Origin of the sequence: Citrobacter sp. Cpa228 (assembly GCF_030333085.1) — a bacterium.
Taxonomy (GTDB): domain Bacteria; phylum Pseudomonadota; class Gammaproteobacteria; order Enterobacterales; family Enterobacteriaceae; genus Citrobacter; species Citrobacter pasteurii.
The window spans coordinates 104382-117918 of the sequence record NZ_JAOWGQ010000039.1; the positions used below are offsets into that span (position 1 = coordinate 104382).

Genomic DNA, 13537 nt, shown 5'->3' on the forward strand with positions numbered 1-13537 from the left:
AAATTAACGCCGCCAGCGTCTGAGCAGGCGGCTTCGCATCCCGGTATCAAAGCGCCAGATATGATCGAAAATGCGCATGATGCCGGGTTTGCCATGTGCTGACATCGCCACCGCATGGAAACGATGCTGGTGCACTCGTTGCAATTCCCCCACTTTGTTGGCAACTTCGTCAGGTAATCGCTGGGCGATAAAATCCGAAATCACCACCGCATCGGCATCAAACCATTCCCGACCTTGCATACGTTCAATAATGGCGCGAAAACAGCTGGCAATGTCTGTACCACCGCGAAAACGCTGGCTTAAAAAACGGATTGCCTGCTCAATGCCTTCCGGACCGGATAGCTCATAGCGCACAACTTCTGTCGAAAATAACATGATGAAACAGCGACGGTTATCGGCGAGAGCCACGCGCATTAGTGCGAGGCAAAAGGCTTTCGCACACTGCTCATTAAATCCGCCCATCGATCCCGACGTATCGACGCAGACAATAAAGGGCCCGCGCGGCTGCTCGTCAAAATCCTGATGCACCACCGGTCGTTCCGTGACTTTCTCACGCCACGCTTCGCCGTGCAGGCGGTAAGTCAGCAGTTGTTTTTCCACCAGCCGACGGTAGAACTCGTATTCCAGTTCGGTAATGCCCAGCGTCGCCAGCTCCGGCGGTAGCAGGCGCAGGATATCGTCGCTTTGCTGGATGCCATCCACCTGCTCCGGGACGGTGGCCGGCTCGCGCACCAGGGTACGGAAGGTTTCCATTGGCGCATCTTTACGCGGCACGGATTTCGCCTCTCTGGAACGACCTAATTGCTCAGCCAGACGCTGGAGTTCAGGTTGTTGCGTCAGGAATTCGCCGTATTTCACCATCAGTTGATAATCACCGCGCTTGATTTGACCCGCGCTCATATCCCACAACCGACCCGCTGCGTTGTCATTTTCCGCCAGCACAGGTTCCAGTTGGCCACTGAGCGTCATCCGTTCCTGCACTTCACTGAGCAACTGTTCGCGTTCTTCTTCCAGTAGCTGCTGATTAAGCGTGGTGGTTTGAACCACCAGGCTCAGGCGCCAGCGCTGAAGAAAAAGCGTATGCAGTGCGGGCGTAAAAGTACTGTTGTTATCGACCAGTTGCTGCGCTTGTCCAGCCCATGGTGAGTGGAGTCGGTGCAGGAGCGCTAAGATTTGCGGTAGCTGGACGATAAACTGCGGAGTGGAGAGGAGCTGACTTTGCTGATAGCACATGACCTCTTCTGTGAGCTCCGGCGGTACGTGGGTATCTTTGAGGCGGTTACGTAACGCTTCACGCCAGCGGGGGACATCGTCAGTAATCGCTTTTTTTAGCCGGGGAAATTTTTTGAAAAAGACCGCCATCTGCGGGGAAGCCAGCAGTGCGATGATCATCTCTTCAATCATCCCCTCTTCGCCGACCGCCAGCATGATATTTAGCGTATCAAGGGTCAGCATTGTTGTGCCTGTCGGATCTGTGTTCCGACGTCCTGAAGGCTGGCTTCAATGCGGCCTAACCAGTCACTATGAATAAACAGACATTTTTGCTGTTCACTAAATTCGCTGTGCTGCTGGTGCCATTCGTTGTCGAGCGCTTCAAGCTGCTGCTTTATCTCATTGGGCATGCTTTCTTCTGATGCACCGGGTAGTGCCAGTCGGGAACCTTGCAAACTGACGTCGCGTACGACCAGGTGCTGAGCGCTGTCGACTTCCATATTCAGCGTCTGGGCAAATCCGATCCCGTTTAATTTTCCGCGGATCTCACCGCCTTTGGTTAACCACAGTTCCAGTGCGCTACGATCAAAAGCAATATGGATGACTTCCATATCATGCAGCTTCAGGGGCTTTTGCAGCAGTAATGTCACGATTGAGGATGTGGCTTCCGGCGGTAAATCATAATGAGGACGACGGCTGAACATGCCGCCCTGACGGATCACCGTAAACGCAGTTTTATCGCTTTGCTGCTGCTGGAGCTGGATGCGGCGCTGCACAATGCTGCCCAGACGCGTCAGCATGGCCTGTTGCTGCCAGGCGTGCCCGGTCATCAATATTTCCAACTGCTGCTGCATCAGATTCAGGCTTTGTGCGTCGTACCACAGGCAATCTTTCAACAGGATGAGATCAATAGGGACGACCGCATCACGTCCGCTAAAGAAGGCGCTGGCCTGGAGCAAGCGAATGGCTTTTTTCCAGCGACGATCGGACACGTAGGGGGCATTCGGCAGCGTGTCCAACTGTTGGCGTAGGGTGAAAATAAGCTCAAACACGCGATCGGGAAGCTTGATGGCGCCAATGTCCTTTTGCCACTGGTAATACTCTTCATCTGTCACCTGTAATGACGCCGGGACCGGGTTGTCGCTTTCATCCTGCTGGCTTAACAGCATCGAGCGGAAGTTGGCTTTGTCCTGAACTTTATCCAGCCACAGGCGTATCAGCATACGGTCGTACAGCGCTTCCAGGCTGCTGTCTGCTTCAGGCAGTTCGTTGGAGGCTGCCACCAGCAGGCGCATCGGGATTTTCTCTTCATGCGCGCCGTTGCGGAAATGGCGTTCGTTGATGGCGGTCAGCAGGGTGTTAAGAATCGCCGGGCCCGCCTTCCAGATTTCATCGAGAAAAACGATTTCAGCTTCAGGAAGATAGCCTGCCGTTAAGCGTTCATAGCGACCTTCGTCTTTAAGCGCCTGAATGGACAGCGGGCCGAAGACCTCTTCAGGTGTCGAGAAGCGCGTCATCAGGTATTCGAAGGCGCGCGCATTTTGGAAAGCAAACTTCAGTCGGCGGGCAATTAAGCTTTTCGCTATCCCGGGTGGGCCTAATAAGAAAACGCTCTCGCCGCTGAGTGCTGCCAGCAGACACAGACGAATGGCGTGGCTACGTTCATAAAGTCCCTTTTCCAGCGCATTGCTCAGACGGGAAATTCTTTCCGCTAATAAATGTGGGTGAGCCATAATGAAGTGGCGTCCTTTCGCCAAATGTACTGCGTGAACTGCGAGTATAGATGCTCCGCACCTGTACATTAATAGACTGAAGGTGCGCTAAGTATTCTTTGAGCCAGATTAATCTGGTCACATTTAGGGGTACGATTTTATGATTAATCGTGCATACTGTGCGCCTTTTTGTGGGCCAAGGGACGACGCACACATTTCTTATATATACACCAAATCAATCAATCTACACCAAGGTGGCAATGGAGTTTTCTCCTGGGATGGGGGGAATAACGAATGCAGCCCAGACGGAGTGGCGTGAAAGATGATGTGTATAAACGAAAGACGAGTCTATGAGCACTGATAATAAACAATCATTGTCTGCGATTACCCTTGCGGCCATTGGGGTTGTCTACGGTGATATTGGTACCAGCCCACTTTATACGCTTCGTGAATGTTTGTCCGGCCAGTTTGGTTTTGGCGTTGAACGTGATGCCGTATTTGGCTTTCTCTCGCTGATTTTCTGGCTGCTGATTCTGGTTGTTTCCGTTAAGTATCTGTCATTTGTTATGCGTGCTGATAACGCCGGGGAAGGCGGGATCCTGACGTTGATGTCGTTAGCCGGGCGTAATACGTCGGCGCGAACGACCTCGATGCTGGTGATTATGGGATTGATTGGCGGCAGCTTTTTCTATGGCGAGGTGGTGATTACGCCAGCGATTTCGGTGATGTCGGCGATTGAAGGTCTGGAGATTATTGCTCCACAACTGGACACCTGGATTGTTCCTCTCTCTATTATCGTACTGACCCTGCTGTTTTTGATTCAAAAACACGGTACCGGCATGGTCGGTAAGCTGTTTGCGCCGATTATGCTGATATGGTTCCTGGTACTTGCCGTGCTGGGTGCACGCAGCATTATTGCAAATCCGGAAGTGTTGCATGCCCTAAATCCGTATTGGGCTGTGCATTTCTTTCTGGAATTCAAAACGCTGTCCTTTATTGCGCTGGGCGCGGTGGTGCTGTCGATTACCGGTGTTGAAGCGCTGTATGCGGATATGGGTCACTTCGGTAAGTTACCGATTCGCCTGGCATGGTTCTCCGTCGTATTGCCTTCGCTGGTGTTGAATTATTTTGGTCAGGGGGCATTGCTGTTAAAGCATCCCGAAGCGATTAAAAACCCGTTCTTCCTGCTGGCACCGGACTGGGCGCTGATTCCGCTGCTGATCCTTGCCGCTCTGGCAACGGTTATCGCCTCTCAGGCGGTTATCTCCGGCGTATTCTCACTGACGCGCCAGGCTGTGCGTCTGGGTTATTTATCGCCGATGCGGATTATCCATACCTCAGAAATGGAATCGGGTCAGATCTATATTCCTTTCGTAAACTGGATGCTTTATTTCGCCGTGGTTATCGTGATCGTGAGCTTTGAGCACTCCAGTAATCTGGCTGCTGCGTATGGTATTGCGGTAACGGGAACGATGGTACTGACGTCCATTCTGTCGACCACCGTGGCGCGGCAAAACTGGCACTGGAATAAATACTTCGTCTTCCTGATTCTGGTGGCGTTCTTGTGCGTTGATATTCCGTTGTTCTCCGCGAACCTCGATAAACTGATTTCCGGTGGTTGGCTGCCTCTGACGCTGGGTCTGGTGATGTTCACTATTATGACGACCTGGAAAAGCGAACGCTTCCGTCTGCTGCGTCGCATGCATGAGCACGGCAACTCTCTGGAGGCGATGATTGCCTCGCTGGAGAAATCCCCACCGGTACGCGTGCCGGGAACAGCGGTGTATATGTCCCGTGCGTTGAACGTTATCCCGTTTGCGCTGCTGCATAATCTCAAACACAACAAAGTGTTGCATGAACGCGTTATTCTACTGACGCTGCGTACGGAAGATGCGCCCTATGTACACAATGTACGTAGAGTGCAGATTGAGCAATTGTCGCCTACCTTCTGGCGCGTGGTGGCCAGCTACGGTTGGCGTGAAACGCCAAACGTTGAAGAAGTATTCCACCGCTGCGGTCTGGAAGGCTTAAGCTGTCGGATGATGGAAACCTCCTTCTTTATGTCGCACGAGTCGTTGATTGTCGGCAAGCGGCCATGGTATCTGCGCCTGCGCGGCAAGTTGTATCTGCTGCTACAGCGCAATGCGCTGCGCGCGCCGGACCAGTTTGAAATCCCACCGAACCGGGTTATTGAACTCGGTACGCAGGTCGAGATTTAATGTTGTTAACGCCCTCTTTCATCGTGAAAGGGGGCGTTTTGTTTGACCCCTCTCAGTTTTCTTTTCATCTCATGATAATCCTTGCGAAACGTTTCGATGGTGATCACATTTTCGTAACGTCGCGGTGGTTTTCTGTCTACTCTTCGAACTACACTTATCTTCAGCGAAACGTTTCGCTAGTGGGGAAAGAAAATGAAGAAAGGCACGGTACTCAACTCTGAAATTTCATCGGTGATCTCCCGTCTGGGGCATACCGATACGCTGGTGGTGTGTGATGCAGGTTTACCCATCCCGAACAGCACAACGCGTATCGATATGGCATTAACCCAGGGCGTACCTTCTTTTATGCAGGTATTGGATGTGGTTACACGTGAAATGCAGGTCGAGGCGGCCATTCTCGCGTCGGAAATTAAACAACATAATCCGCAACTCCACGAAACGTTGCTCAGTCACATTGAGCAACTGCAACAACACCAGGGAAACACCATAGAAATTCGTTACACCACGCATGAACAATTCAAAAAACAAACCGCAGACAGTCAGGCGGTAATTCGCAGCGGAGAATGTTCTCCGTATGCGAATATCATTCTCTGTGCTGGCGTCACGTTCTGAGGCCATCATGAACGCATTACTGCAACTCAAAGGGATCGATAAAGCGTTCCCGGGCGTAAAAGCGCTATCCGGCGCCGCGCTGAATGTTTACCCAGGCCGCGTAATGGCGCTGGTGGGCGAAAACGGCGCGGGCAAATCCACCATGATGAAGGTGCTGACCGGAATCTACACCCGTGATGCCGGTTCCTTATTGTGGCTGGGTAAAGAGACCACCTTTAACGGCCCGAAATCCTCCCAGGAAGCCGGAATCGGTATCATCCACCAGGAGCTGAACCTGATCCCGCAACTCACTATTGCCGAGAACATTTTTCTCGGTCGCGAGTTTGTGAATCGCTTTGGCAAAATTGACTGGAAAAAGATGTACGCCGAAGCCGATCTGCTGCTCGCTAAACTCAATCTGCGCTTTAAAAGCGACAGGCTGGTCGGTGAGCTGTCGATTGGCGATCAGCAGATGGTCGAAATTGCCAAAGTGCTGAGCTTTGAATCGAAGGTCATCATTATGGATGAACCGACGGATGCCCTCACCGACACCGAAACCGAATCCCTGTTCCGCGTCATCCGCGAACTGAAATCCCAGGGTCGCGGCATTGTCTATATTTCTCACCGCATGAAAGAGATCTTCGAGATTTGCGACGACGTAACCGTCTTCCGTGACGGGCAGTTTATTGCCGAGCGTGAAGTCGCATCGCTTACCGAAGACTCGCTGATTGAAATGATGGTGGGACGTAAGCTGGAAGATCAGTACCCGCGTCTGGAAAAAGCGCCGGGTGATATTCGCCTGAAGGTCGATAATCTGTGCGGCCCTGGCGTAAACGATGTGTCATTCACGCTGCGTAAAGGCGAGATCCTTGGCGTATCGGGGCTGATGGGTGCCGGACGTACCGAGCTGATGAAAGTGTTGTACGGCGCATTGCCGCGCACCAGCGGTTACGTCACGCTTGATGGCCATGAAGTTGTCACCCGTTCGCCGCAGGATGGACTGGCTAATGGCATCGTCTATATTTCTGAAGACCGTAAACGCGATGGTTTAGTGCTCGGCATGTCGGTGAAAGAGAACATGTCACTGACCGCGCTGCGCTATTTCAGCCGTGCAGGCGGAAGCCTTAAACATAAAGATGAGCAGCAGGCGGTGGGTGATTTTATTCGCCTGTTCAATGTTAAAACGCCATCGATGGAACAGGCTATCGGCCTTCTTTCCGGTGGTAACCAGCAGAAAGTAGCGATTGCGCGCGGTCTGATGACCCGGCCAAAAGTGCTGATCCTCGATGAGCCGACGCGCGGCGTCGATGTTGGGGCGAAAAAAGAAATCTATCAGCTTATCAACCAGTTTAAGGCTGATGGGCTGAGTATCATTCTGGTCTCTTCTGAGATGCCAGAAGTATTGGGCATGAGCGATCGAATTATCGTTATGCATGAAGGGCATCTCGGCGGTGAATTCACTCGCGAGCAGGCCACTCAGGAAGTATTAATGGCTGCCGCTGTGGGCAAGCTCAATCGCGTGAATCAGGAGTAAAAAAGATGACTACCCAGGCTGTTTCTGGTCGCCGTTATTTCACTAAAGCATGGCTTCTGGAGCAAAAGTCGCTCATCGCTCTGTTAGTGCTGATCGCGATTGTTTCCACCATGAGCCCCAACTTTTTTACCGTTAATAACCTGTTCAACATTCTCCAGCAAACGTCGGTGAACGCCATCATGGCGGTCGGCATGACGCTGGTCATCCTGACGTCGGGTATCGACCTGTCCGTCGGTTCCTTACTGGCGCTGACCGGCGCGGTTGCGGCTTCGATTGTCGGGATTGAAGTCAATGCGCTGGTGGCTGTTGCTGCGGCTCTGGCGCTCGGCGCTGCCATTGGCGCGGTAACCGGGGTGATTGTCGCGAAAGGTCGCGTGCAGGCATTTATCGCGACGCTGGTGATGATGCTGCTGCTGCGCGGTGTGACCATGGTTTACACCAACGGTAGTCCGGTAAACACCGGGTTTACTGATAATGCCGATCTGTTTGGCTGGTTCGGGATTGGTCGTCCGTTAGGCGTCCCGACGCCGGTGTGGATCATGGGGATTGTCTTCCTCGCGGCGTGGTACATGCTGCACCACACGCGTTTGGGGCGTTATATCTATGCGCTGGGCGGTAACGAAGCGGCAACGCGTCTGTCCGGTATCAGCGTCAGTAAAATCAAAATTATCGTTTACTCACTGTGCGGTCTGTTGGCATCGCTGGCGGGCATCATTGAAGTCGCGCGCCTCTCCTCTGCGCAACCGACGGCAGGTACCGGCTATGAGCTGGATGCTATCGCCGCGGTGGTATTAGGCGGTACCAGCCTGGCGGGTGGTAAAGGGAGAATTGTTGGGACGCTGATCGGCGCATTGATTCTTGGTTTCCTCAATAATGGGTTGAATTTGTTAGGTGTATCCTCCTATTACCAGATGATCGTCAAAGCGGTGGTTATTTTGCTGGCGGTACTGGTAGACAACAAAAAGCAGTAACAACGATTACAGGACATCTTAAATATGAACATGAAAAAACTGGCTACCCTGGTTTCTGCTGTTGCGCTAAGCGCCACCGTGAGCGCGAATGCGATGGCGAAAGATACCATTGCGCTGGTGGTCTCCACCCTCAATAACCCGTTCTTTGTCTCCCTAAAAGATGGCGCGCAAAAAGAGGCGGATAAGTTGGGCTACAACCTGGTGATTCTGGACTCGCAGAACAACCCGGCGAAAGAGCTGGCTAACGTTCAGGATTTAACGGTTCGCGGGACCAAAATTCTGCTGATCAACCCGACTGACTCCGATGCCGTGGGTAACGCTGTGAAGATGGCTAACCAGGCGAAAATTCCGGTTATCACCCTTGATCGCGTAGCGTCTAAAGGCGAAGTGGTAAGCCATATTGCATCTGATAACGTGCTGGGCGGCAAAATTGCCGGTGATTACATCGCGAAGAAAGCAGGTGAAGGCGCGAAAGTTATCGAACTGCAGGGGATTGCCGGAACGTCCGCGGCGCGTGAGCGTGGCGAAGGTTTCCAGCAGGCCGTTGCGGCACACAAATTTAACGTACTGGCCAGCCAGCCGGCAGACTTCGACCGCACTAAAGGTTTGAACGTCATGCAGAACCTGCTGACAGCACATCCTGACGTGCAGGCCGTATTTGCTCAGAACGATGAAATGGCGCTGGGTGCGCTGCGCGCACTGCAAACCGCGGGTAAATCTGATGTGATGGTGGTTGGATTTGACGGCACACCTGATGGCGAAAAAGCAGTAAATGATGGCAAACTGGCTGCGACCATTGCTCAGTTGCCGGATCAGATTGGCGCGAAAGGCGTTGAGACTGCGGATAAAGTCCTGAAAGGCGAGAAGGTTCAGGCTAAATATCCGGTTGACCTGAAGCTGGTCATCAAGCAGTAATACCGATTCAGGCCGCTCGCGGCCTGATGGAGACATAAATACGCCATCGTTAGACCTGGTTCTGAAGATGAAAGCGTAAAAAGAAAAGCAGGGCACGCGCCACCCTAACCCGGTGGCGCACTTTGACTTGGAATACCTAACATGAAAACCGCAGGCAACCTCGTTGTTCTTGGCAGCATTAATGCCGATCACATCCTCAACCTTAACTCTTTCCCGACACCGGGTGAAACCGTAACCGGTAGTCAATATCAGGTGGCGTTTGGCGGTAAAGGCGCGAATCAGGCGGTTGCTGCAGGGCGTAGTGGCGCGAATATCGCGTTCATTGCCTGTACGGGTGATGACGATATTGGCGAAAGTGTTCGTAAACAGTTAGCCCGCGATAATATTGATATTGCCCCGATTAGCGTTATTTCGGGTGAATCGACCGGTGTGGCGCTAATTTTTGTGAATGCTGAAGGTGAGAACGTTATCGGTATACATGCCGGCGCGAATGCTGCTCTTTCTCCGGCTTTGGTAGAAGCACAGCGTGAGCGTATTGCGCAGGCGTCTGCGTTACTGATGCAATTAGAATCACCTATCGAAAGCGTGTTGGCTGCGGCAAAAATTGCCCATCAGAATAAGACCACGGTCGCCCTTAACCCAGCTCCGGCACGTGAACTTTCTGACGAGCTGCTGGCGCTGGTGGATATTATTACCCCGAATGAAACCGAGGCTGAAAAGCTGACGGGGATCCGGGTAGAAAATGATGAAGATGCGGCTAAAGCGGCGCAGGCGTTGCACGCGAAGGGTATTCGTACTGTACTGATTACCTTAGGGAGTCGCGGTGTGTGGGCCAGCGTAAACGGTGAAGGTCAGCGAGTACCGGGTTTTAAAGTTGACGCGGTTGATACCATCGCCGCCGGGGATACTTTTAACGGCGCGTTAATTACGGCGTTACTGGAAGAGACTCCGCTATCGGAAGCCATCCGTTTTGCACATGCTGCCGCGGCAATTGCGGTCACACGTAAAGGTGCACAGCCTTCCGTTCCATGGCGTGAAGAAATCGAAGCGTTTTTAAGTCAACAGAGGTAACGCTTGGCTACAATGAAGGACGTTGCCCGCCTGGCGGGTGTTTCCACGTCGACGGTTTCTCACGTCATTAATAAAGATCGCTTTGTCAGTGAGGCGATCACTGACAAAGTTGATGCGGCGATCAAAGAGCTTAACTATGCGCCTTCCGCGTTGGCGCGTAGTCTCAAACTGAATCAGACCCGCACTATTGGCATGTTAATCACAGCCAGTACCAATCCCTTTTACTCTGAGCTGGTTCGTGGTGTTGAACGTAGCTGCTTTGAGCGCGGTTACAGCCTGGTGTTGTGCAACACTGAAGGTGATGAGCAGCGTATGAACCGTAATCTGGAAACGTTGATGCAAAAGCGGGTAGACGGCTTGCTGCTGCTCTGCACGGAAACACATCAGCCTTCCAGAGAAATCATGCAGCGTTACCCTTCTATACCCACCGTTATGATGGACTGGTCGCCTTTTGATGGTGAAAGCGATCTTATTCAGGATAACTCCCTGCTAGGTGGGGATTTAGCCACCCAGCATCTGATCGAAAAAGGGTTTACGCGCATTGCCTGCATCACGGGCCCTCTGGATAAAACACCGGCGCGTCTGCGTCTGGAAGGGTATCGCGCGGCAATGAAGCGTGCAGGGCTGGCTATCCCGGACGGTTACGAGATCACCGGTGACTTCGAGTTTGGCGGTGGGTTTGAAGCTATGCAAACGTTGTTGTCGCATAAAGACCGCCCACAGGCTGTTTTTACCGGCAATGACGCGATGGCGGTCGGCGCGTATCAGGCTCTGTACCAGTCTGGATTGCGTATCCCGCAGGATATGGCGGTAGTCGGTTATGATGACATAGAACTGGCGCGCTATATGACGCCGCCGCTGACAACTATTCACCAACCGAAAGATGAGTTGGGTGAACTGGCCATTGATGTGTTAATCCACCGTATGGCGCAGCCCGCATTGCAGCAGCAGCGCTTGCAGCTTACTCCTGTTCTGATGGAGCGGGGGTCGGTTTAGGCTTATGCCGCTCTTTAATCAGATTGCGCCCATCTTTGGCTCTTAACAGCATAAACATCAGCGCCGATACGACGGTGATCGCGCCCATTGTAATAAAGGTATAGTGGAACTGCTCGACCGTATTGGTTCCTTCCATACCTTCGTAGATACGCAGAACCGCGGCACTAATGGCAACCCCTAAACTAATAGACAGCTGCTGCGTAACGGCTAAAACGCTGTTGCCGCTGCTGGCGTTCTCATCAGTCAAATCGGCCAGAGTAATGGTATTCATTGAGGTAAACTGAGTGGACATCGCCATACCTAAAATGAACAGTGGCAGAATTAGCATCCAGACCGGCATGGCTGGAGACTGCAAAGAGAACTGTGCAATCATCAGGCCGATGAATACTGTAATACCGACCAGCGTGGTCCGGTAGCCGAGTCGGCGCAATACCTGTGTCACCATTGATTTCGCGAGAATTGACCCCAGCGCTGTTGGAGCCATCATGCAACCGGCAATGAGTGCCGGGTATCCAAAGCCTACCTGCAGCATTAGCGGCATTAAGAACGGTACGCATCCCGTTCCCAGGCGAGTAGCAAGGTTTCCGGCGATGCCAACAGAAAAGGTTCGCGTTTTAAAGATAGGAAGCGCAATCAGCGGTGTCGGATGGCGACGCGCATGATGGATGTAGGCGAGCAGTAGCACAATGCTGGCGAGAATAATGCCAAGTGCGACCCAACTGGCAACAAGTTTCTCGCCAAACAACTCAACACCGCTGGAAAACAGTACCAGGCTTAGACCAAAGAGAAAGAAACCGGTCATATCGAAGCCGCGACGTGGGGTGGTGAAGTTCGGCATATATTTGCGGGCATAGAAGATACCGGCTATGCCGATGGGAATATTAATCAGGAAGATCCAGTGCCAACTGGCCCACGTTACCAGCACGCCACCCAGTACCGGACCTAAAATCGGTCCAACAAGACCGGGCATGGTCACGAAATTAAGTACGGTGAGCAGTTCGCTGCGCGGGTAAGCACGCAATAATGCCAGACGGGCAACAGGCATCATCATTGCTCCACCGATACCCTGTATCACGCGGAAAACCACCAGTTCACTTAATGAGCTGGAAAGTGCACAAGCCAGCGATCCCAACGTAAACAGGCTAACGGCAATCATAAATACGCGCCGGGTCCCGAATCTGTCAGCCAACCATCCACTCACCGGGATCAGCATAGCGACTGTCAGGGTATAGCTGATAATGGCTGATTGCATGGCAAGCGGGGAGCGGTTAAGACTATGTGCTATTGCTGGTAAGGCCGTGTTGAGGATAGTGGCATCTAATGCCTGCATAAAAAAGGCCATGGCGGCTATCCATGGCAACCCAGCCATACTGCGCGATTTCTTTTCTGACATAGATTATTTATCCGGGAGCTCGTTCGGTGCTATCAGTAATGCCTGACAGGCGGCAAAAGCGCGTTCGCCATCGCTATCTTCTATTGCATCGACAATGGACTGGTGCAAATCCAGCTTGACCACATCGTTATAGGTAATCGACGTAAAGTAGGTCTGATAAACGGAATGGAACAATGATGCGAAGGATATCAGGAATGGATTCGCGCTCATTTCATAAATGTGCTCATGCCAGGCAATATCAACTTCAATCCAACGTTCGCGTCTGAAGTTTCTTTTCAGCTCGACCATTTCTTCCATTAGTGTATTGAGATGAGCTTTCTGCTCTGCCGTACCAATCGTCGCCGCCAGTGAACAAGCTTGAGGTTCCAGGCTAATACGCATCACCAGAAAGTGTTTGATGACCTGTGGGAAATTATCTTCCGTCATCCACCAGGTGAGCAGCTCCTGATCGAGGAAGTTCCAGTTTGCCTGCGGCATAACGCGTGTACCAATACGTGGGCGCGGTAATACCATACCTTTAGCCGTTAATGTCTTAACTGCCTCCCTTACTGCAGTTCGGCTCACGCCAAACTGATCGCCCAACTCAATTTCACCTGGCAGGATAGCGCCGGGTGCGTATTCACCTTTTAATATTCTTTGAGCCAGCTTTTCTGCCAGAACATAGGAAAGATTCTTTTGGGCAGCTATCTGTTGGGCATTTAAAGGCATGAATGTTCTTCCTTACGCTTTTTCTTATTCATTAGTATGCCATCAGGGAGTGTGATTGCGGCTGCAAAAACGGCAAATTGCTTATTTTATGGCATGTTAATGGTGGTTTTGGTGAAAAAACACGCATTCGGAAAGTTATTTTAAATTTCCCCTTGTCAGCCTGAAATAACTCCCTATAATGCGCCTCCACTGACACGGAACAACGGCACGCAAGC

11 protein-coding genes are annotated in these 13537 nt (G+C 52.1%); 7 read left to right on the forward strand and 4 right to left on the reverse strand.

Going from position 1 to position 13537, the window contains the following annotated elements:
- Nucleotides 1-3: 3 nt before the first annotated feature.
- Together viaA and ravA are read right to left on the reverse strand one after the other, a co-directional pair.
- On the reverse strand, nt 4-1455 hold the full coding sequence (gene viaA / locus OGX91_RS07150) for an ATPase RavA stimulator ViaA (RefSeq protein WP_286625821.1): 1452 nt from the start codon (nt 1453-1455) through the stop codon (nt 4-6).
- Nucleotides 1449-2945 carry an ATPase RavA gene (ravA, locus tag OGX91_RS07155; RefSeq protein WP_286625822.1) on the reverse strand — a complete coding sequence of 499 codons (1497 nt, stop codon included), beginning with the start codon at nt 2943-2945 and terminating at the stop codon, nt 1449-1451. Before ravA ends, viaA begins: the two co-directional genes overlap by 7 nt.
- A gap of 329 nt (nt 2946-3274) precedes the next feature.
- Here ravA and kup point away from each other — a divergent pair, with 329 nt between their 5' ends.
- From kup to rbsR, 7 genes are all read left to right on the forward strand, one after another.
- The gene (gene kup, locus OGX91_RS07160; RefSeq protein ID WP_005121443.1) at nt 3275-5143 is read left to right on the forward strand and encodes a low affinity potassium transporter Kup; all 1869 of its coding nucleotides are present in this window, start codon (nt 3275-3277) and stop codon (nt 5141-5143) included.
- Nucleotides 5144-5335: 192 nt separating this feature from the next.
- Nucleotides 5336-5755, forward strand: a complete 420-nt coding sequence (gene rbsD, locus OGX91_RS07165) for a D-ribose pyranase (RefSeq protein ID WP_003023766.1) — start codon at nt 5336-5338, stop codon at nt 5753-5755.
- A gap of 7 nt (nt 5756-5762) precedes the next feature.
- Nucleotides 5763-7268 (forward strand): ribose ABC transporter ATP-binding protein RbsA, encoded by a 1506-nt coding sequence (rbsA, locus tag OGX91_RS07170; RefSeq protein ID WP_003023764.1) that lies wholly within the window; start codon nt 5763-5765, stop codon nt 7266-7268.
- Between the two features lie 5 nt (nt 7269-7273).
- Nucleotides 7274-8239, forward strand: a complete 966-nt coding sequence (gene rbsC / locus OGX91_RS07175; RefSeq protein WP_003023762.1) for a ribose ABC transporter permease — start codon at nt 7274-7276, stop codon at nt 8237-8239.
- Between the two features lie 24 nt (nt 8240-8263).
- The gene (gene rbsB, locus OGX91_RS07180) at nt 8264-9154 is read left to right on the forward strand and encodes a ribose ABC transporter substrate-binding protein RbsB (RefSeq protein ID WP_003023760.1); all 891 of its coding nucleotides are present in this window, start codon (nt 8264-8266) and stop codon (nt 9152-9154) included.
- A gap of 141 nt (nt 9155-9295) precedes the next feature.
- Nucleotides 9296-10225, forward strand: coding sequence for a ribokinase (gene rbsK / locus OGX91_RS07185; protein ID WP_005120884.1), 930 nt, complete (start codon nt 9296-9298; stop codon nt 10223-10225).
- Nucleotides 10226-10228: 3 nt separating this feature from the next.
- Entirely contained in the window at nt 10229-11221 is a 993-nt protein-coding gene (gene rbsR, locus OGX91_RS07190) for a ribose operon transcriptional repressor RbsR (RefSeq protein WP_086523518.1), read from the forward strand.
- Here rbsR and mdtD read toward each other — a convergent pair.
- Together mdtD and OGX91_RS07200 are read right to left on the reverse strand one after the other, a co-directional pair.
- Entirely contained in the window at nt 11187-12614 is a 1428-nt protein-coding gene (gene mdtD, locus OGX91_RS07195; protein ID WP_286625824.1) for a multidrug transporter subunit MdtD, read from the reverse strand. The two genes, rbsR and mdtD, sit on opposite strands and share 35 nt — an antisense overlap.
- 3 nt (nt 12615-12617) lie before the next feature.
- Entirely contained in the window at nt 12618-13322 is a 705-nt protein-coding gene (locus OGX91_RS07200) for a FadR/GntR family transcriptional regulator (protein ID WP_005120881.1), read from the reverse strand.
- Between the last annotated feature and the right edge of the window lie 215 nt (nt 13323-13537).